Annotated in this window: 11 protein-coding genes; 3 read left to right on the forward strand and 8 right to left on the reverse strand. The window is 69.6% G+C overall.

Annotation, left to right across the window (positions count from 1 at the left end; genetic code table 11):
• Positions 1–76: 76 nt before the first annotated feature.
• Positions 77–985: an AraC family transcriptional regulator gene (locus tag G3N64_RS20620; protein WP_205785594.1), complete on the reverse strand. Its 909-nt coding sequence runs from the start codon at positions 983–985 to the stop codon at positions 77–79.
• Between the two features lie 401 nt (positions 986–1,386).
• Here G3N64_RS20620 and G3N64_RS20625 point away from each other — a divergent pair, with 401 nt between their 5' ends.
• From G3N64_RS20625 to G3N64_RS20635, 3 genes are all read left to right on the forward strand, one after another.
• Entirely contained in the window at positions 1,387–4,254 is a 2,868-nt protein-coding gene (locus tag G3N64_RS20625; protein WP_205785578.1) for a winged helix-turn-helix domain-containing protein, read from the forward strand.
• A gap of 150 nt (positions 4,255–4,404) precedes the next feature.
• Complete coding sequence (locus G3N64_RS20630) at positions 4,405–6,288, forward strand: amidohydrolase (protein ID WP_241021123.1); 1,884 nt, start codon at positions 4,405–4,407, stop codon at positions 6,286–6,288.
• 95 nt (positions 6,289–6,383) lie between these two features.
• Positions 6,384–7,055, forward strand: a complete 672-nt coding sequence (locus tag G3N64_RS20635; RefSeq protein ID WP_205785579.1) for a phosphohydrolase — start codon at positions 6,384–6,386, stop codon at positions 7,053–7,055.
• Positions 7,056–7,191: 136 nt separating this feature from the next.
• Here G3N64_RS20635 and G3N64_RS20640 read toward each other — a convergent pair whose 3' ends face one another.
• From G3N64_RS20640 to G3N64_RS20670, 7 genes are all read right to left on the reverse strand, one after another.
• Positions 7,192–8,304, reverse strand: coding sequence for an alkene reductase (locus G3N64_RS20640; protein WP_205785580.1), 1,113 nt, complete (start codon positions 8,302–8,304; stop codon positions 7,192–7,194).
• A 160-nt stretch (positions 8,305–8,464) separates the two neighbouring features.
• Positions 8,465–9,682, reverse strand: a complete 1,218-nt coding sequence (locus G3N64_RS20645; protein WP_205785581.1) for an MFS transporter — start codon at positions 9,680–9,682, stop codon at positions 8,465–8,467.
• A 330-nt stretch (positions 9,683–10,012) separates the two neighbouring features.
• Positions 10,013–10,930, reverse strand: coding sequence for a LysR family transcriptional regulator (locus tag G3N64_RS20650; RefSeq protein ID WP_205785582.1), 918 nt, complete (start codon positions 10,928–10,930; stop codon positions 10,013–10,015).
• Between the two features lie 70 nt (positions 10,931–11,000).
• The gene (locus G3N64_RS20655; RefSeq protein WP_205785583.1) at positions 11,001–13,262 is read right to left on the reverse strand and encodes a molybdopterin cofactor-binding domain-containing protein; all 2,262 of its coding nucleotides are present in this window, start codon (positions 13,260–13,262) and stop codon (positions 11,001–11,003) included.
• The gene (locus tag G3N64_RS20660) at positions 13,262–13,762 is read right to left on the reverse strand and encodes a (2Fe-2S)-binding protein (protein ID WP_205785584.1); all 501 of its coding nucleotides are present in this window, start codon (positions 13,760–13,762) and stop codon (positions 13,262–13,264) included. Before G3N64_RS20660 ends, G3N64_RS20655 begins: the two co-directional genes overlap by 1 nt.
• Complete coding sequence (locus tag G3N64_RS20665; RefSeq protein ID WP_205785585.1) at positions 13,759–15,039, reverse strand: cytochrome c; 1,281 nt, start codon at positions 15,037–15,039, stop codon at positions 13,759–13,761. Before G3N64_RS20665 ends, G3N64_RS20660 begins: the two co-directional genes overlap by 4 nt.
• A 182-nt stretch (positions 15,040–15,221) precedes the next feature.
• Positions 15,222–20,303: an ATP-binding sensor histidine kinase gene (locus tag G3N64_RS20670; protein ID WP_205785586.1), complete on the reverse strand. Its 5,082-nt coding sequence runs from the start codon at positions 20,301–20,303 to the stop codon at positions 15,222–15,224.
• Positions 20,304–20,583 lie beyond the last annotated feature (280 nt).

Raw genomic sequence — 20,583 nt, forward strand, 5'->3', positions numbered from 1 at the left:
GCCGCTCGGGCCGCCTGCGCATGGTCGGCGCGACGCTGCCGCAATCGTGTGTGAACAGGCTTGCGGCACCGGCGGCTCAGCGCGACACGCCGCGACGCCATGCGCCGGGCGGATGGCCGACGATGCGCGCGAAGATGCGGTTCAGGTGGCTTTGATCCGCGAAGCCGCAGACGTCCGCGATTTCCGCGAGCGTCATGTCGGTCGTCTCGATCAGCTGGCGGGCACGGATCACGCGCTGTTCGAGCAGCCATTGATGCGGTGTGCGCCCGGTCGTCCGCGAGAACGCGCGGATGAAATAGCCGCGCGACAGATCGCACTCGTTCGCGACTTCCTCGATCGACACGCCGAGGTTCGCCTTCTCCATCAGAAGCTCTTTGGCGAGCGCGACCTTGGCCGGCGACAGGATGCCTTTGCGCTGCAGGTCGGGTGCGCGCGCGTTGCCGTAACGGAGGGCCAGATGCGTGCCGATCGCGAGCCCCATCTGCTCGACGAACAATGCGTTCAGCGCGCCCGGCCCGTCGAGGCTGTCGGCGACCGCGCGCGCGAGGTGACCCAGCACCGCGTCCTGCACGTCGGGCGCGCAGCTCAAGCCGCCGATTTCCAGGCCGTCGTGTTCGCGGCCGAGATCGTCCAGGTAGCGATGCGACAGCTCGACGAGGACGAAGTCGAACTTGCCGTGCAGATCGGCGCGGAAATTCCGCGAAAAGTCGCGAACGTAGATGGAGTTGTGCTGAAACCACCGCTCGGATTGGCCGGACCCGCGGTAGATCGTGCGCCGGTGACCGCCATTCAGCGACACGCCGACCAGGAAGCCGCGATCGCTCGCCGTCATCTCGATGCGCTCGAATTGTTCGTCGCGCATGCATTTGCGGTGGAGCGTCAGGCCGCCCGCGGACCTTTCAATGTCCTTGGACAGCAGGCTCGAGATGCATCCGAGCGTGTCTTTTGGCGGTGCCGGCGGTGGCGCGACGAGGGGGTCTGGCATGTCGGAAAATCCTTCGGAGTCGGACGGCGGGCAAGCAGCCTTGCGTCCGGTACGTAAAGCGGGCCGATAGGCCGAAGATAACTTGAACAAATGTCCGCTGCTTGACGAAAAGCTTGCAGCGGACTGCGGCGCACGGTGCCGGGGCACGATCGGCACGCAAATACGCGATTCCGAATGATATCGCTCGATCCGCATTCGCGCCGCGCTGGGGGCGGGGCAGCGGTCGCCGGCGTGGGGCATCAGTGCATTTTCCTTCAAGATTTTTGAAAATGCCGCGTTTACACTCGGCCTACTTTTTCGAGACTTTGAACCCGCCCTGAAGGGCAGGCCGGGTGCGGACTCACGCCCCGATGATCTGCTGCGTGCACATGGCGGTCATCGTGGGGAACCTGGGGGCGGCCATGATCCAGATCGGAGCTTTGTCGGTCGATTTCGAGCAGCGGGACATTCGCCGTCACGGCGCGTCGCTGCGCATCGGCGCGCGCGCGCTCGACATCCTTGAAGTACTGCACCGCGCCAACGGTTCCGTCGTGTCGAAGGACGACATCATGGATGCCGTCTGGCCGGGCCTGATCGTCGAGGAAAACCGGCTGCAGGTGCATGTCGCGACGTTGCGCAAGGCGCTCGGCGCGAGCCGCGACCTGATCAAGACCGTCCCGGGCCGCGGGTACCTGCTGATCGCGAATCCGCCTGTCGCGCACGCGGTGACGCCGCGCGCGGCCGCCGCGGCCGCGGACGCCGAAGCGGGCGACCCGACCCCGTTTGTCGGACGCCGGGCCGAGCTCGAGCAGATCGTCGACATGATCGACCGTGTGCCGGTCGTCACGCTCGTCGGCGCGGGCGGCATCGGCAAGACGAGCCTGGCCGACCGGGTCGCGCACACGCTGCGCAGCCGGGCCGGCGAGCGCGTGCTGTTCGTGGAACTGGCGCGTGCGACGACGCGCGGCGACGTGCTGCTCGCGATTGCCGCGGAACTGGGGCTCGACACGGATGGCGTGCCGGCCGTCGACCGCATCGGCGATGCATTCGCCGTCTCGCGCAGCCTGCTCGTGCTCGACAACGCGGAGCACGTCGTCGACCTGGTGGCGGATCTCGTCGAATCGCTGACGGCGCGCGCTGCGTCGCTGCGGGTGCTCGTGACGAGTCGCGAACCCCTTCATATCTCGATCGAAGCCGTGTTTCGCGTGAATCCGCTGGCGGTGCCCGACGGTGCGGCAACGGTCGACGAGATCCTGCGTCATGCGGCCGTCGAGCTGTTTCTGGCGCGCGTTCGCACGGCCACGCCCGATTGCGGGCGCGACGCGGCCGGCATCCGGCTGGTCGGCGATATCTGCCGGCGGCTCGACGGGCTGCCGCTCGCCATCGAACTGGCTGCCGCGCGCGTGGCGACGCTCGGGCTCGAGGTCGTCGCGTCCCGTCTCGACGACCGGCTGAACCTGCTGACGGGCGGGCTGCGTTCCGCGTTGCCGCGCCATCAGACGCTGCGCGCGACGTTCGACTGGAGCTACGTGTTGCTGGATCCGGCCGCGCGTGCGCTGTTTCGCCGGATGGCGTGCTTCGTCGGCCCGTTCACGTTCGATGCCGCCCGCGAAGTCGCGATGGAGCCCGGCATGTCTCCCGCCGACATGACCGCGGTGCTCGGCGAACTGGTCGCCAAGTCGCTGGTGACCGTCGAGTTCAACGGCGCGCAGGCGCGCTACCGCCTGACCGAATCGACGCGCGCGTACGCCCTCGAGAAATTGCACGACGAGGGCGAGTTCGAACGCATCGCCGAGCGTCATGCGCGCTACGAACACGCGCAAGCGCAAGCCCGCGCGGCGGCACACGCGCAAGCCGCGCGCGTGACCGCCGCGCCCGGGCCCGTTGCCGCGGCGATCGAGCCGCCCGTCCCTGAAGCCGACGCATTGGTGCGCGCGTTGCGGGAGCCGTCGCGCATGCGCGACGCGTCGATACCGGCGAGGCGGGCGCTCGACGCGATCGACGCCGGCGCGCTCGGGGCCGTCGATGCGGCGCGCGAGATGCGATTGCGCGCTGCCTACGCGTCGGCGCTGCTGCATACGGACGGCGACACGCAGACGGCCGCCGCGATGTGGGAGCGCACGCTCGGTCTGGCCGGGCGGGTCGGCGACGACGCATTCGACGCGTGCGCGCTGGTCGGGCAGTGGAGCACGATGCTGGCGGGCGCCGACATTCACGAATCGCTGCGCTACGCGATGCGCTTCGAGCGGGCTGCCGAGCGGCGCGGCGACCGGTCGCAGCGGCTGCTGGCGAACGCAATGGTCGCGACGTCGCTGCATTACTTCGGCGAGCACGTGCAGGCGCGCGAGCGGCTGGAGGCGGCGACGGCCGAGCTGGCCGAAGCGGGCGAACCGCCTTGCGCGGTCGCAGCGCTCGGCGTCGACGTTGCGACGCTCGGCCGGACGATGCTGACGCGGCTCGTCTGGATGCAGGGCGAGCCGGAATACGCGATGCGGCTCGCTGCGCAGGCGGTCGAAGCCGCGCGGCGCAGCGGGTCGCCGCTGGCGCTGTGCGTCGTGCTCGGGGCCGCGGCCGTGCCGATCGCGTTGCGGTACGGCGATCACGACGTGATCGCCGACTATCTCGCGGCGCTGCGATCGGTCGCCGAGTCGAACGGGTTCGACATCTGGCTCAGCCACGCGGAATGTCTCGCGGGGCAGTTCGACATGCAGGCCGGCCATCCCGGCGCCGGGCTGGCGCGGCTCGAGCCCGCGCTGCGGCGCATCGAGGCGAGCGGATTCCGGCGCCTGCTCGCGCCGCTGGTGGTCGCGTATGCGGAAGGGCTGACGCGCACGGGCCGTGCGGCCGAGGCCCGCGCGAAGCTCGACGCGACGCTCGCGTGCTGCCGCGCGCGGGGCGAGCATCTGTTCGTGCCGGAACTGCTGCGCGTCAGGGGGCGGGTGATGCTCGAACAGGCGCGCACGGCCGACGCGGAGCGTGCGATCGCGTGCGAAGCGGACGGGCACCGGCATCTCCTGATGGCGATCCATGCCGCGAACGGGCAGGGCGCGTCCATGTGGGCGCTGCGCGGCACGCTCGATCTCGCCGATCATCTGATCGAGCGCGGGCGCATCGGGCAGGCGTCGTCGCTGGTGGCCGACCTGTCCGGCCACTTCGATCTGCAATCGCGCGCATTCGACGTGCGCCGCCTGGTGCGGTTGAAGAGCTTCATCCGCCCGGAGACGATGCAGCCGGCGGGCGATGCGCGCATGCGGCACGAGATTGCCGACACGATGCAATCGGCGGCATGACGGCGCGTGCGGACCGCACGGGACACGCCCGTGCACCGCGGCCGGCCGGTCTTTCAATATTCAAGGGAGGGTGGATGGTCCGTGTAACGTCAAGCCGCAGGCATGCCGCGCGCGTTCGCATGCCGGCCTGCGGCGCGCGCGGGGAGGCTGATGGTGCTTAGGGCGACGCAATCCGCGGAATCGGCGGACCTCATCGTCTACAACGGCAAGATCGCGACGCAGGACGACAGGCAGTCGTTCGTGACCGCGCTCGCGGTGAAGGACGGCCGGATTCTCGCGGCCGGCAGCGGACCCGAGGTCATGCGCCACGTGCGCGACGACACGTTGCACATCGACCTGAACGGCCGCACCGTGATTCCGGGGCTGAACGACTCGCACTTGCACGTGATCCGCGGTGGCCTGAATTTCAACCTGGAGCTGCGCTGGGACGGCGTGTCGACGCTGGACGAGGCGCTCGGCATGCTGCGTCGCCAGGTGCTGCGCACGCCTGCGCCGCAGTGGGTGCGCGTCGTCGGCGGCTGGACCGAATTCCAGTTCGCGGAAAAGCGCGGGCCGACGGTCGCCGAACTCAACGCGATCGCGCCCGACACGCCGGTCTTCGTGATGCATCTGGGCGACAGCGCGCTGCTGAACGCGGCCGCGCTGCGCGCGATCGGCTACGGCCGCGACACGTCCGATCCGCCCGGCGGCGAGATCCAGCGCGATCGCGCCGGCAGGCCGACCGGCATGCTGATCGCGCGCCCGGACATGGCCGTCCTGCATGCGGCGCTCGAGAAGGGCCCGAAGCTCGGTTTCGACGAGCAGATGAATTCGACGCGGCACTTCATGCGCGAACTGAACCGCCTCGGCGTGACCAGCGCGATCGACGCCGGCGGCGATTCCCAGGCCTATCCGGACGATTACGCCGCGATCATGACGCTTGCCGAGCGCGGCGAAATGACGGTGCGCATCGCGTACAGCCTGTTCGTGCAGCATGCCGGGCGCGAAGTCGACGACTACACGCGCTGGATGACGCTGGCGAAGCCCGGCGACGGCGATGCATTCCTGCGGATGAACGGTGCCGGCGAATTGCTGGTGGTGTCCGCAGCGGATTTCGGCAATTTCCTCGAACCGCGCCCGGAGCTGCCCGACGTGCTCGAGGCGGAGCTGACCGCGGTCGTCCGGCTGCTGGTCAGGCACCGCTGGCCGTTCAGGCTGCATGCGACGTACGACGAATCGATCGGCCGCTTCCTGAACGTGCTCGAAGCCGTGAACCGCGACGTCCCGTTCGACGGTTTGCGCTGGTTCTTCGATCATTGCGAGACGATTTCGGATGCGAACATCGCGCGCATCGCGGCGCTCGGCGGCGGCGTGACGGTCCAGCACCGGATGGCGTTTCAGGGCGAGTACTTCGTCGCGCGCTATGGCGTGCAGGCCGCCACGCGCACGCCGCCGATCCGCTCGATGCTGGCGGCCGGCCTGCCGGTCGGCGCCGGCTCCGATGCGACCCGCATCGCGAGCTACAACCCGTTCGTTTCGTTGTACTGGATGGTGTCCGGGCGGACGGTCGGCGGTACCGTGCTCTACCCGGAAGGCAACCGGCTGAGCAGGATGGAAGCGTTGCGCCGCTATACGGTCGGCAGCGCGTGGTTCTCGAACGAAGACGATCGCAAGGGCGCGCTGGTACCCGGCCGGTATGCGGATTTCGCGGTGCTGACGGACGACTACTTCACGATCGACGAGCCACGCATCAAGCACCTGTCGTCGGTCCTGACGATCGTCGACGGCAAGGTCGTGCATGCGGACGACGAATTCGCGCCGCTGGCGCCGCCACCGCTGCCGGTGCGTCCCGCGTGGTCGCCCGTGGCCGAGTTCGGCGGCACCGGCCCGCGGAGTCCGGCCGCGTCGGCGCAGTCGCACGTCGCGGCCGATGCCGGCCGCGAGACCGTATTCGCGCGCGAATACGCGCGCCGTTTCGCGCGCCGCCTGCATGCGGCCGCAACGGAACCCGTCGAGCCGCGCGACGCATTCGGTGGCCTCGGTGCGGCGCTTTAGGCGATGCATACCGGCACGTGTGGCGGCCGCCTCGACGCGTGCCGGGCGAAAAATAAACACCTTTCCGGCCCCGGCACGGGGCACAAGGAGACACGATGAATGCTGCGCACACGTGCGCACCGGCCGACGACGAAGTCGCCGGCGTCCGCATTCCGGGGACGCCGATCGCGATCGAGGCCGCCGAAGCCGCGCGCGCGTCGCTGCCGCGCGTGATCGCCGATCACGCTTGCCGGGTGTTCGTCCTCGCATCGCTCGCCGCGCGCCGTGCGGGCGAGACGTGCGATGCCGAGGCGCTGTACGTGGCCGCGATGTACGCGAACATGGGCCTGAGTACCGCGTATTGCCGCTCGGTCGCGCGCTATGAGCTCGACAGCGCCGATGCCGCGCACGCGTTCCTGCTGCGGCACCGGTTGCCGCCGCACGTGTGCGACGACGTGTGGCGCGCAATCGCGCTGCATACGACGCCCGGCGTGGCCGCACGCGTGTCGCCGCTGGCGCGTGCGCTGTCGTCCGCGGTCGCGACGGACCTGATGGCCGCGGACTTCGACGCATATTCCACCGACGAGCGTCGCGCGTTGCTCGCCGCGTATCCGCGCGGCGACGGATTCGGCGCCGCGTTCCTCGACGCGGTCGCGCGCGGCGTCGCGCACCGGCCGGCATCGACGTTCGGCACCTGGAGCGCCGACGTGCTCGAGCGGGCCGACCCGGACTTCCGCCGGCCGAATTTCTGCGGACGCGTGCTGGGTGCGCGCTGGAACGACGCCTGACGGCGCCGGTGCGACGAGACGGCCGGCTTCTGCCGCAGCCGGCATGTCCCGCCGGGTATTGCGTCGGGTATTGCGCCAGGTATTGCGCCAGGTATTGCGTCGGGCAGGGCGCCGGGCCGCCGCGCCGCTGCGGGGTTCAGACGGTCGGTTCCGCTGCGTCGTGCCGTGCATAGTCGACGTATCCCGCGCGGTCGCCGCCATACCAGCCGACCGGCTTCGGTGCGGCGAGCGGCGCGTGCATGGCGATGCGTTCGACGAGATCCGGGTTCGCGATATAGGCGCGCGCGAATGCGACGAGATCGGCGTCGCCTGCGTCGATCAGCGCGTTCGCGGCGTCCGGCGCGATGCCGCCGTTGACGATCAGCGTGCCGCCGAACGTCTTGCGCGTGTTCTGGACGATGCGCGGCAGGTCGGGCTCGCCGCTCCAGCCGTTGGTGTCCGCCGCATGCAGGTAGGCGACGCCCGCTTCGTCCAGCATGCGATTGACGTACGCGTACGTCGCATCCGGATCCGCGTCGCGCACGTTGTTGTAGTTCGCGTACGGCGAGATGCGCACGCCCACGCGGGCAAGCGGCATCACGCCGCCGACCGCATCGACGATCTCCTCGAGGAAGCGCGCGCGGTTCGCCACCGAGCCGCCGTAGCGGTCGTCGCGGCGATTCAGTGTCGAAGACAGGAACTGGTGCGGCAGGTAGCCGTTGGCCGCGTGGATTTCGACACCGTCGAAGCCGGCCGCCATCGCGCGGGCGGCCGCGCGGCGGAATTCGTCGACCGTCGCGGCGACTTCGTCCGTCGTCATCGCGCGCGCCGGCGTCGCGTGGATCTTCGTGTAGTAGCCGTTCTGCAACTGCGCCCACACCTGCAGATGCTCGAGGTCGTCGTTGATGCCGGACGGCGACAGCGGCGCAGCGCCGCCGAGCAGCGTCATCGAGCTGACGCGGCCGCCGTGCCACAGCTGCGCGAAGATGCGGCCGCCGTTCGCATGGACCGCATCCGTGACCTGCTTCCAGCCGGCCGCCTGCTCGTCGGTGACGAGCCCGGGCGTCAGTTCGAACGCCGCGGACGCGTGGCTGACGTTGGTCGCCTCGGTGACGATCAGGCCGGCGGACGCGCGCTGGGCGTAATACTCGGCCATCAGCGCAGTCGGCTGGCCGCGCGACGGCGCGCGCGAACGCGTCATCGGCCCCATCACGACTCGGTTGGGAAGCGGCAGGCCGCGCAGATCGTAGGTGCTGAGCAGGGAAGACATGAAGGACTCCTTGTGCGTGGAGCAGGGTGCCGCCGCCATCGTCCGAGGCGAACGGCGGATCCTGCGGAAAGTCGGGGTGACATGCCGGCAGCGTGCCGGCGCCCGGGCGACCCGAACGACCCGGGCGGCATCCGTGCGTGAACCGGCAGCCGGCATCGGTTCAGGCGCGTGCGTGGCGTTGCGCGTGCGGCCGTCCGATGGCGAGGTAGTGCGCGAGCGCGACGATCGGGAATGCACCGGCGACCGCGGCGACGAGCGGCCAGCCGCCGTGCTCGTACAACGGGCTCGCGAGCGCGGAGCCGATGGCGCCGCCGACGAAGATGCTGGTCATGTACAGCGCGTTCAGGCGGTTGCGGCTCGTCGCATCCAGCGCGTAGATCTCGCGCTGGCCCAGCACCATGTTCATCTGCACCGCGAAATCGAGCACGATGCCGGTGACGACGAGGCCGTACAGGCCGGCGCCGTGAACGAGCGCGACCGCGTACGACAGCGCGCCGGCGACCAGCGCGATCAGCGTCGCCCGCACGGTGTGGCCGGCATCCGCGAGGCGGCCGGCGACCGGCGCCGACGTCGCGCCGATCGCGCCGACGAGCGCGAACAGGCCGATGGCGGATTGCGACAGCCCGTAGCGACGCGTCAGCTCGACCGGCACGGCCGTCCAGAACAGGCTGAACGACGCGAACATCAGGCCCTGGTAGAGCGCGCGATGGCGCAGCACCGGCAGCGTGCGAACGAGATGCAGCAGCGAGCCGATCAGCGCGAAATAGGTCGCGCGATGATCGGGGCGGCGCGACGGAATCGTCAGCGCGAGCACGGCCGTCACCAGCGTCATCAGCACCGCGGCGGCGGCGAACACGAAGCGCCAGCCGAACGCGTCGGCCACCACGCTCGACAGCGGGCGCGCGAGCAGGATGCCGAGCAGCAGGCCGCTCATGATGGTGCCGACCACCCGGCCGCGCGAATGGTCCGGCGCGAGGTGCGCGGCGAGCGGCACCAGGATCTGGACGGCGACCGAACTGAAGCCGATCAGCAGCGAGATCGCGAGGAACAGGCCCGGCGTCCGGACGACCGCGGCCGCCGCGAGGCTCGCGATCGAGATCACGGCCGTGACGATCATCAGCTTGCGGTTCTCGAGCAGGTCGCCGAGCGGCACGATGAAGAACAGGCCGAGCGCGTAGCCGATCTGCGTCAGCGACACGATGAGGCTCGCGGTCGTGCCGGACATGTGCAGACTGGGCGCGATCAGCTCGGTGATCGGTTGCGCGTAGTACAGGTTCGCGACGATCGCGCCGCAACTGAACGCGAACAGCAGGATGAGGCCCTGCGTGAGCCTGGCCGCCTGGCCGTGGGCCGCGAGCGGGGTGGATTCCGATGACATGGTCGACTCCTTGAACGAGATGTCGGGCGCCCGTTTGCCGGGCGGCGCGTTGCGATTCCGAAAGTGGCGCACCGGGTACGCCGCATTGCCGTCAAGACTATTGAACGGGCGCTCATGGCGGAATACGTCCGTCGCGCAATCGAGCTTTGCGTGCCGCGCAAAAGGGTGGACGGCTCGCGCGCCAGGACGCCGCCGCATGGCAGCGAACCGCGCGCCGCCGCTCGCGAGGCCGGTGGGCGGCGCACGCGGCGCACGCGGCGTCGAAGGCGTGAAAACGGTCGGGGCGGCGTCGCGCGTCCGGCCAGGGCAGCCGGCAGCCGGTGGCCGCGTTCAGCCGCGCTGGCCCTGCAGCGTCGGAATCTGCGCGAACAGGCCCGCCAGCCAGTCGACGAAGATCTTGAGCTTGACGGGCGTATGCCGATTGGGCGGATACAGGATCGAGATCGGCCGGGGCGGTGCGTTGAAATCGGTCAGCACCTCGCGCAGCCGCCCCGATTTCAGGTACGGCTCGACCAGGTACAGCGACGTCTTGATCAGGCCGATGCCCGCGACGCCGCATTCGATGTAGGTATCGGCGTCGTTGACCGCGACCGTGCCGCACATCTGCACGATGCGCGGTTCGCCGTCGACGACGTAGTCCCACGGCCGCGGCCGGCCGGTATCGGCCGAGATGTGGCTGACCGCGACATGCTGCGCGAGATCGTCGACCGTGTCGGGTGCGCCGCACCGGTCGAGATACGCGGGGGCCGCGCACGTGCAGGTGGTCAGGCTGCCGATCCGTTTCGCGATCATGCCCGAGTCGTCGAGCGCGCCGACGCGCACCACGCAATCGACGCCCTCGCCGACGAGGTCGATCTGGCGGTCGGTCACGCCGAGTTCGATCGAGATGTTCGGATGGGCGGCGAGAAATTCGGGCAGCGCCGGCACCATGATCTGCTTGGCCATGGCCGGCGGCAGGTTCACTTTCAGGCGGCCGCGCGGCACGTTGCGCGCCTGCGAGACCGCCGCTTCCATGTCGTCGATTTCGCGCAGCACCCCGACGCAGCGTTCGTAGTAGGCCTGCCCGTCCTCGGTCAGCGCGATGCGGCGGGTCGTGCGGTTCAGCAGCCGGCAGCCGAGATGCTGTTCGAGCGTGCTCAGCAGCGCGGACACGCGCGGCGTGGTGAGCCCGGTCGTATCCGACGCACGCGTGAAGCTGCCCGTTTCGACGATGCGCGTAAACACGCGCATCGAAAGCAAGGTATCCATCGTTCAGAATTCTCCAGCCTGTCGAGTGTCGGCGCCGGTTCGCGCCGGCGCGATCGGTTGCGCGACGACGCTATGCGTCGATGCGTTTCCTGAGCCCTTCACCGGCAAACGGCATTTCGCGCGGGCGCTGGTCGGTCGCGTCGAAGATCGCATTGGCGAGCGCGCCGGCGGTCGGCCCCATCGACGCTTCGGCCGCGCCGAGAAACGGTGCGCCGGGGCGGTTGATCAGGTGCACCTTCACGCTTTGCGGCGCCGCCTGGAAGCGCAGGATCGGATAGCTGCTCCAGTCGAAGCTGCGGATGCGCTGCGTGTCGTAGTTCAGCGCCTCGTACAGCGTCCAGCTGGCGGCCTGCACGATGCCCCCCTCGATCTGGTTGCGGATGCCGTCCGGCGACACGACCTGGCCCGCGTCGACGGCGACTTCCGCGCGATCGAGCGTCACCTGGCCCGTTTCCGGCACCACCGAAATCTCGACTGCGATCGCCACGTAGGCCATCAGGTTCTTGTACTTGCCGAACGCGAAGCCCACGCCGCGATTGCGTTCGCGCGGCGGGCGGGGCCAGCCGAATTTCGTCGCGGCGAGCTTGATCACCTGGCGCGCGCGGTGGTCCTGCATGTGGCGCAGCCGGAATTCGACGGGATCGATGCCGGCTGCGTGCGCGAGCTCGTCCATGAAGCTTTCGATCGACCAGACGTTCGTATGCGCGCCGAGCGAGCGCATGGCCGACGTCTGCAGCGGCATCGTCGGCGAGAAGTGGTTGACGATGTGCATGTTCGGGAGCGCATACAGCGGGATCGCATTGCGATCCCCGCCGCCCTCGGGCTGTAGCATCGGCGTCGACGGCGCGGGAACGAACGGCGGCTCGAGCATCCGTGCAGGTAGCAGCCTGCCGGCATTGACGATGCGTTCGTTGTGCGAGCTGCTCCACAGCGCGTACTGCCAGTCGACGATACGGCCGCCGGCGTCGAGCGACGCGCGGATCTCGGTGACCATGGCCGGCGTGAAGTGGTCCCACGTGTGTTCCTGTTCGCGCATCCACTGGACGCGAATCGGCTTGCCGGGCATCGCGGCCGCGATCAGCGCCGCATGCGCGGCCGCATCGTCCGCGCCGTTGTGCCCGTAGCAGCCGGAGCCCTCGGTGTGAATGCAGCGGATCGCCGCCTTCGGCATCGACAGCATCTCGGCAAGCGCGTCGCGCAGCGGATAGACGCCCTGCGAGTGGGTCCACACGGTCAGCGTGCCGTTCTCGAGATGGGCGACCGAACAGGACGGCCCGATCGAGCCGTGCAGCAGGTAGTTCTTCCGGAACGTGGCGCTCAGCGTCTTCACCGCCGGCGCGGTGGCCGCATGCGTGTTGGCGATCTCGATGTCCTGCGTGGCGATGCGCTTCAGGTCGTCATGGACCGTCGCGCGATCCGGCAACGCGCGGCCCGCCGACCAGCGGCTGCCGGCGGCCAGCGCGCGCTGCGCGACGACCGCCTGCCATTCGCCCTGTGCGACGACGGCCAGCATGCTGCCGTTGCGCACGATCCGCACGACGCCCGGCATCTTCAGGATCGCGGCTTCGTCGAACGACTGCAGCTGCGCGTCGTACACCGGCGGCATCACGACGCGCGCATGCAGCATGCCGGGCAGTGCCATGTCCTGCACGTAGCTGACGCCGCCCGTGACCTTGTTCGGAATGTCGACGCGCGGCAGCGACGTGCCGATCACGGTGAAGGTCGCCGGCGGCTTGAGCGGCGACGTCGGCGTCGCGTTGCGGTGCAGGTCGACGAGGCGGACCGCATCGCCGTAGCGCATCGTGCGGCCGTCCGGCGCCTTGATGACCGCATCGGCGACCGTCAGCGTGTGCGGATCGACGCCGAACTGCTTCGCCGCGCCGTCGACCAGCAGCCCGCGCACCTGCGCGGCGGCGTTCAGCAGCGCGGAGCCGCTGTCCGCCATCGTATGGCTGCCGGCGGTCAGGCCTTCGTCCGGCGATGCGCCGGTGTCGGCGGTCAGGAACGTGATCAGCGAGGGCTTCATGTTCAGCTCCTCGGCCGCCACCTGCAGCAACGCGGTGCGCACGCCGGTGCCGAGCTCGACCTTGCCCGTGAATACGGTGACCTTGCCGTCGGGCGCGATCTTGATCCACGCGTCCAGCAGCGGGTTGGTCTTCAGGCTGCCGGCCAGCGTCTCGGTGGCGCGGGCTACGTGGACCGCCGCGCCTTCGTCCGCGATCACGACCTCGGCGGCGGCGCGAGCGGCCGGCGCGAGACTGAACGCGACGAACAGCGCGCCTGAGACCATGAAGTGCCGGCGGCCTTCGTCGATGTCGTCGGGTGCGTTCATCAGAGCCCTTTGCTGATCGTGACCGGAGCGTCGGCCGGCTGCGGATCCGGCAGGCCCGCGACCTGGCGCACGGCCGCCAGGATCCGGAGGTGGGTGCCGCAGCGGCACAGATTCGGTTCCATGTGGGTACGCAATTCGCGTTCGGTCGGTTTCGGGTTGCGTTCGAGCAGTGCCTGCGCGCGCATGATCATGCCCGCGATGCAATAGCCGCATTGGGCCGCCTGATGATCGATGAACGCCTGCTGAAGCTTGCCCGGCCGCTCGGCGGTGCCGAGGCTCTCGAGGGTTCTGACGCTGCGCGCGCCGACCGCGGCGACCGGGATCAGGCACGAGAACATCGGCTTGTCGTCGACGATCACGGTACAGGCGCCGCATTGTCCCAGGCCGCAGCCGAACTTCGCGCCGTGCAGGTGCAGGTCGTTGCGCAGCGCATAGAGGAGCGGCGTGGACGGATCGATGTCGAGCGTGTGCCGCGCGCCATTGACGGTGAGGGTGATCATCGCGTGCTGTTCTCCTTCCTGAGCTTCGCTGCCATGGCTTCGGTGCCGCTCCACGCGGGGCGATCCGAGTACGCTTCGCGGATATAGGCGGCGAGGTCCGCGATCTGGCGGTCGTCGTACTGGTCGATGAACGACGGCATGTAGTTCAGCGTGTCCTCGCCGTGCCAGCCGATGCCGTTGAACATCATCTGGATCGCGTTGCGCGGCGTGTCCGCGGCGATCGCCGTGCCGAACGCGAGCGCCGGCCGCTCGCCGATCGATTGCATCGGCGCCGCCGGCCCGTGGCACTGCGCGCACGATGCCTGGAACAGGACCGCGCCGCGTTGTCCGGCGGGCGTTGCGGGCGGGCGCGCGGCTGCGACTGCGCCGGTCCGCGGGCTGCCCGGTTTCTGGATCGACAGGATGTACGCGGCGATCGCCTCGACGTCTTCCGCCGGCACCGTCGCGAGATCGCGCGTGACGGGCAGCATCGGTCCGGCAGCCGCGCCGTGCTCGCTCGCGCGGCCGGTGCGCAGGTACGTCACCAGTTGCGCCTGCGTCCACGGATGGACCGCGCTGCCGAGCGCATTGAGCGGCGGCGCTTCCCAGCCGTCGACGATGCCGCCGTCGAACGCCTTGCCCGCCTGTTCGCCGCCGATCGCATTCAGCGGCGAATGGCAGGAGGCGCAGTGGCCGAGGCCGTCGACGAGCGCCTTGCCGCGATTCCACTGCGCGGATTGCGACGGGTCCGGCGTGTACGCGCCTTCGCGCAGGAACAGGACGTTCCAGAACGCGACCAGCGGCCGGAAGTTGAGCGGGAAGATCAGGTCGTTCTTCGGTGTCTTCGCCTGCACCGGCTCGCGCGTCATCAGGTATGCGTACGCGGCCGCGATATCGTCGTCGGACATCCGCGTGAAATGAATGTACGGAAAGGCCGGGTAGAGCGGATGGCCGTCGCGGGCGATCCCGGTGCGCAGCGCACGCGCGAAGGCGTCGCGCGACCAGCGGCCGATACCGGTATCGGCGTCCGGCGTGATGTTGGTCGCGTAGATCGTGCCGAACGGCGTCGCGAGCGGCAGCCCGCCGGCGAACGGCTTGCCGTCCTTCGCCGTATGGCAGACGACGCAATCGCCGAGCGCGACCACGCGCGCGCCGGCCCGCACGAGTTGCGGATCGAACGACGCACGGGCGGGCGGATCGATCGGCGCGATCGACGGCCGGATCATGACGGCTGCCGCGATCGCCAGGCCGGCGACCGCGACGCCAGCCAGGCCGGACCAGAGTCGTTTGTGCTTCATGCGCGCTCCACGCGAACCGGCTGCTCGTGCCTGATTCGACGTGCGGGACGATGTGCGGCTGAAATCATGCGTCACTCCAGGATGGGCGCCAGGCGCAGGCAAACGCCCGCGCGACGGCTCGTGAAAGCAGTCTACGCGTGCGCTGGCACCATTTCCTGAAGCTGCGCTGAAACGTTCTGAAGTCAGTGTGCCGTCGACACCGGCAGCCGGAACGTCAGCGTGGTACCGCCGCCGTCGCGCGGCGCGGCCTCGAGCGTGCCGCCGTGCGCCTCGATGATCGAGCGGCAGATCGCGAGACCCATCCCCATGCCGTGGGACTTCGTCGTGAAGAAGGGATCGAAGATCTGGCCGGCAATGCCGGCGTCGATGCCGGCACCGCGATCGGCGATGCGGATGACGACGTGGCCGTCGTCGGCGTGCGACGCGACGTCGAGTTCGCGCGACGCGGCCGGGCCGTCCATCGCGTCGAGCGCGTTGGTGACCAGGTTCAGGATCACCTGCTGGATCTGCGTGCGATCCGCCATCACGCGGATGTCGTCGCAGCGCAGGTCGACGCGCAGTGCAACCTGCTTGGCGTCGATTTCGGTCGCCGTCAGATGCAGCATGTCGCGAATCAGTTCGTCGATCGCGAGCGGGGCCAGCGCGAGCGGCGCCTGGCGTGCGAGCGATCGCAACGCGCGGACGATGTCGGCGGCCCGTATTCCGGATGCGCGAATGTCCTCGAGGCTCGCGAGCGCCTCGCCGAGGTCGGGCTGCGCGCCGCGCAGCCAGCGCATGCAGGCGCCCACGCTCGTCACGATGCTGGTGAGCGGCTGGTTGATTTCATGCGCGATCGACGCGGCCAGTTCGCCCATCACGGTCACATGCGCGGTGCGCGCGAGCTCGGTCCGCGCATGCCGCAGCGCGGCCTCCGTCTCGAGCCGGCGCGCGTTCTCGTCGATCAGTTCCGCATAGAGCCGGGCGGATTCGAGCGCGTTGGCCGCTTGCGGCGCCAGCACTTCCAGCATCGCGATGCGTCGCGGCGAAAACACGCCGTTGGTCAATGCGTTCTCGAGATAGAGCACGCCGATCAGCGCCCCCTGTTTCATCAGCGGCACGCAGACCAGCGAGCGCGTCGGATGCGCGCGCAGGCTGTCGACGTGGTCGGGCAGGCCATCGCGTTGTGCGTTCGCGAGCACGACCGGCTTGCGGGTTCGGACGGCGGTGTTCAGGATCGACAGCGGAATGTCGTCGTCGGTGGGTTCGCCGCGCGCAATGTCGACGACGACGTCGCTGCCGACGATGCGCGCGGTGGCCTCGATCGTCAGCCGATCATGCCGTGCGAGCAGCAGCAGGCCGTAGCGCGCGCCCGCATAGACGATCATGTTGCGCATCAGCGTCTGGATCAGGCGCTCCAGCACGATTTCCTCGGACAGCGAATGCGCCGCGCGCATCGCGAGTGCGAAATCGAGGTCCTCGCGCGCGGGCGCGGCCGGCTCGCCCGGCAACGGATCCATCACGAGGAACGGATGCTGCGATTCCATCGCCTGCGTCTTGCCGGTCGCGCCCCAGCGCCGGTAGCACGCGTGCGCGAGCCGCAACTGATGGCGGGCCGGACCGCTCAGCCCGAGCGATGCGGCGTGGCGCGCGGCCAGTTCGTGCGCAAGCGCCTGTTCGTGCACGAAACCGCGCTCCGCCGCGAGGCTGGCAGAGGCCTCGTACTGCTGCATCGCGACGACGTGCTCGCCGCGTACGCGCGCGAACTCGGCGTCGATCAGCGCGAGCTTGTTGCGGAACGTCTCCGGATTCCGTGCGCTCCATGCGGCGAAGCGCGCGCGCTGCGGCGCGAAGCGTTCGAGCAGCCGGTCGGGCGGCGTGGCGCCGCCGTCGCTCGCGATGCCCGCCAGCACGCCGAACAGCTGGAAGTCGGACTGCATGATGTGGGCGGGCGTCGACCACGCGAACGGCGCGGCGGCATCGAGCGATGCGCGTGCCGCTTCTGCGTCGCCGAAGATGAACGCGGCCTGGCCGGCGAGCACGTCGGTCCAGAACTGCAGCACCGACATCGGCGTCCGGTGCGACGCACGGGTGCGCCAGGTGCCGATCGGCCGATCGAAGCCGAGCTGCAGCGCGTCGACGAATTCCGATTGCGTGGAAACGAGGTCGACGATGTTGTCGTAACGTGCGCCGCGCGCGATCTTCAGCAGCGGATCGATCTCGTCGCGGATTGCCGGCAGCGCTTCGCCCATCGACAGCAGATCGCTGACGATGTGGTTGCAGCTGTAGCACATCCAGCGCAGCTCGGCGCTCGCGTTGCCCGCCGCTTTCGCATCGCGCGCACACTCGAGGGCATACGACAGCGGCCGGGTCCAGACGCTCACCTGGTCGAGCGCGATCAGCGTCGCGGAACGGTAGCGCTCGAACCCGTGGCGATCGACGAGCGCGAGCGCGACCTGGGCGAATTCGAAGCCCGCTTCGTACGCGTCGCGATACTGCGCAATGCTGACGCCGTACCACGCAAGGCCCTGCACCGACGCGGCGGTGACGCCGTGGCGCAGGGTCAGCCGAACCATGGTCGCGAAATGCAGCAGCATCAGCCCGCCGCTCGGGTAGAACATCGCGGCTTCGAGCGCCGTCAACAGCGCCATCGCGGCTTCCACGCGCGTGTCGGTCATGACGGGCAAGTCGACGAGGGTGTGGATGGCGCGGCCGTCGAGCGCTTCCTGCACGGCGTCGCAGGCCGCCGCGAGATCGGCCTCGACCGGCTCGGCGGGCAGTTCCACGCCGAGCAGGGCCAGCCCGGCCAGCGCGACGCCGACGGCCTCCCGGTAGCGCGACTCCACCGTGAGTTGCGCGGCTTTCAGCCGGTGGGCTTCGGCACGATCGGCCGGCGTGCGCGTACGCGCGACGAGTTCGTCGATCGCGGTGGCCGCCTGCGCGGTTTCGCCGGTGGCGAGGAGCAGGCCGCCGCGCAGGATGCCGATCCGGCTCGCGAGACCGTAATGCTGCGGCCACGCGTGGGGGCCGAGCAGCGATTGCGCGGACCCGAGAAACGACAGCGCGCGATCGCGCGCGGCGGCCGGGGCCGCCGCCTGTGCCGCCGCGACCAGCACATCCGCGAAGGCGAGCGCGAGCGTGCGGTCGAGCGGCGCGGCTTTCGCCTGCTCGATCTGGGTGGCCAGGGCGAGCAGGCATTCGGTCGACGAACGGTCCAGGCGGGCGAGCATCGCAGCGGCGATCCGGCTGTGGCGCAGCGTGCGCTCCGTGCGGTCGGTGAGCGCGTAGACGGCCTCGAGGATGCGGTCGTGAACGAAACGCCAGCGGTTGCCGGCATGCGACACGAGGCCGGCCTGACGGGCAGGGTCCATCCAGAAACTGAGCTCCGCACGCGTCTTGCCGGCGGCCGCGCACAGCAGCGCATCGTCGGCGTCGCTGCCGATGCAGGCGAGCAGCGACAGCAGCATGCTCGATTCGTGCGGCAGCCGCCGCATCCGGGTCTCCAGCAGGCTGACGACGTTCTCGCTCAGGGAGCGCGCGTCGATATCGGCTGAAGACCATCGCCATGCCTGCCCTGTCGCGTCGTAGTCGAGCAGCCGCTCGTCGATCAGCGTACGCAGCAGTTGCTGGATGTGGAACGGATTGCCGCCGGTGTTGCGGTGAACGATGGCGGCCAGCCCCGACAGCCGATCCGGCGTGTCGCGGAGCATGCCGGCCAGCATGCGCGGGACGTCGGCGGCGCCGAGCGGCGCGAGCGTCAGGGTCGACACGCGCGTGCGGTCGAGCTGCCGCAGGAAGCGGCGGAAGGCCGGCGTGAAATCGTGCTGCGGCCCGCTCCGATAACCGGCGACGATACAGAAATTCGCCGGCGGATCGGCGGCGATCGACGCGAGAAACGCGAGCGTCGCGTCGTCGGCCCACTGGATGTCGTCCAGCGTCACGACGAGCGGTTCGGCCGGCGCCGCGAACGCGCGGAGCGCGTTCACGACGATCTGGCAGAGCCGGAATGCCGGAATCGCGTCGGCATGGTCGAGCGCGACGGGCTCGACATCGAGCAGCCACGTGATCTCCGGGAAGATGCGCGCGAGCAGGCTGGCCTGACGGCCCACGCAGTCGTGCAGCCGCGCGGCGACCGCCGCCATTTCGTCGTGCCGGGCCAGCGTACTGCCGAACAGCGCGCGCAATGCCTGCAGCACGGGCGCGTAGGGCCGGGCGGGCTGGAACTGGTCGACCTTCGCGGACGCACACCATGCGGTGCGCGACGCGGCACGCACGTCGCGCGTGAAGGCCTCGATCAGCGTGGTCTTGCCGATGCCGGCCGCGCCGTCGATCAGGACGATGGCGGCCTCGCCGGTCCGCGAGACGGCCGCGCGTATCGCATCGAGCCGGCGGGACTCGGGCTCGCGGCCGATCAGCAGGTTGGCCGTGTGCAAGCCGGCGAGCGGATCGCTGCCGCCGAGCGTGAACGGCTCGACGAGGCCCGACGCCAGCCAGTCGTGCCGGATGCGTTCGAGATCGCGCTGCACCGTTTCGCAGGACGGATAGCGGTCGGCAGGTTCCTTCGCGATCAGCTTCAGGATCAGGTCGCCCAGGATGGCCGGCACGTCCTTGCGAAAGGCCGCGGGTGGCGTCGGCTGCATGGCGACGTGCGCATGAACCCATTCGGAAGTCGATGTGGCCTGGTACGGCAGCGCGCCGGTCAGCAGGCGAAACAGCGTGATGCCGAACGCGTAGAGATCGGAGCGCTCGTCGACGCGCGCGCCTGCCGATACTTCGGGCGCGGCGAACGCCGCGAAATCCGTGCGTATCGTGCGTTCGGCGACGTATTCCGCGCGACGGTCGCGGGCATGGGCAAACGAGCGGAGCATGACCGTGCCGTTCGGCGCGGCGACGAAACTGGCCGGTTGCAGATCGCCGTGCAGCCAGCCGCGCCGATGCAGTTCGCCGAGCGTGCACGCGGCATGGATCGCGGTGTCGAGAAAAACCTCGAGCGGCAGCGCTTCGCCGGCCAGCGCGTCGAAGGCCCGCGCGTCGACACGCGGATACACGAGCACCGGGCCGTCGGCCGCGCGGATCAGCGCGGCGGGAATCAGCGCCCACGCCGGCTCCAGCACGTCGTTCAACGCGAACTCGCGCTCGAATTGCCGGCAGCGCAGATCGAATTCCCAGCGGGTCTGGCATGCCGACCACACGCGTCCCGTGTCGGCGTCCGTCAGGTCGAATCTCAGGATGTCGCCGCAGCGGACCGCATTGGACAGGCGGGCACGCGCGAACCAGTCGGCATCCATGCGATCGGCGTTGTCCGGGGCGCGCAAAGCTGGGTTCACGATGGCGTAACAGGCAGGTTGAAGCGGGGTGTAATGGATTCGTAATGATGCATCGGCGGTGCTGAAGGTACGTGTGGCGGCGGCCCGTGCATTGTCCGTCAGCTCGCGAGAATTTGCAGTACCTGCGGCAGGTTCGACGACCGGGCCGCGCGGGCGCCGGACTAAACCTTTGGATAATGGTCGGCGCGCCTGTCGCGCCATACGATCCGTTCACGCGCTTCGACGTGCCGCGACGCGGCCG

The organism is Burkholderia sp. Ac-20344 (genome assembly GCF_017104975.1).
Lineage (GTDB): Bacteria > Pseudomonadota > Gammaproteobacteria > Burkholderiales > Burkholderiaceae > Burkholderia.

What these genes read in the sequence shown, in the direction of transcription:
- G3N64_RS20665 (WP_205785585.1), bottom strand. Translation starts at nt 15,039, where the DNA reads ATGAAGCACAAACGACTCTGGTCCGGCCTGGCTGGCGTCGCGGTCGCC.
- G3N64_RS20620 (WP_205785594.1), bottom strand. Translation starts at nt 985, where the DNA reads ATGCCAGACCCCCTCGTCGCGCCACCGCCGGCACCGCCAAAAGACACG.
- G3N64_RS20670 (WP_205785586.1), bottom strand. Translation starts at nt 20,303, where the DNA reads ATGGATGCCGACTGGTTCGCGCGTGCCCGCCTGTCCAATGCGGTCCGC.
- G3N64_RS20640 (WP_205785580.1), bottom strand. Translation starts at nt 8,304, where the DNA reads ATGTCTTCCCTGCTCAGCACCTACGATCTGCGCGGCCTGCCGCTTCCC.
- G3N64_RS20655 (WP_205785583.1), bottom strand. Translation starts at nt 13,262, where the DNA reads ATGAACGCACCCGACGACATCGACGAAGGCCGCCGGCACTTCATGGTC.
- G3N64_RS20645 (WP_205785581.1), bottom strand. Translation starts at nt 9,682, where the DNA reads ATGTCATCGGAATCCACCCCGCTCGCGGCCCACGGCCAGGCGGCCAGG.
- G3N64_RS20625 (WP_205785578.1), top strand. Translation starts at nt 1,387, where the DNA reads ATGATCCAGATCGGAGCTTTGTCGGTCGATTTCGAGCAGCGGGACATT.
- G3N64_RS20630 (WP_241021123.1), top strand. Translation starts at nt 4,405, where the DNA reads ATGGTGCTTAGGGCGACGCAATCCGCGGAATCGGCGGACCTCATCGTC.
- G3N64_RS20635 (WP_205785579.1), top strand. Translation starts at nt 6,384, where the DNA reads ATGAATGCTGCGCACACGTGCGCACCGGCCGACGACGAAGTCGCCGGC.
- G3N64_RS20650 (WP_205785582.1), bottom strand. Translation starts at nt 10,930, where the DNA reads ATGGATACCTTGCTTTCGATGCGCGTGTTTACGCGCATCGTCGAAACG.
- G3N64_RS20660 (WP_205785584.1), bottom strand. Translation starts at nt 13,762, where the DNA reads ATGATCACCCTCACCGTCAATGGCGCGCGGCACACGCTCGACATCGAT.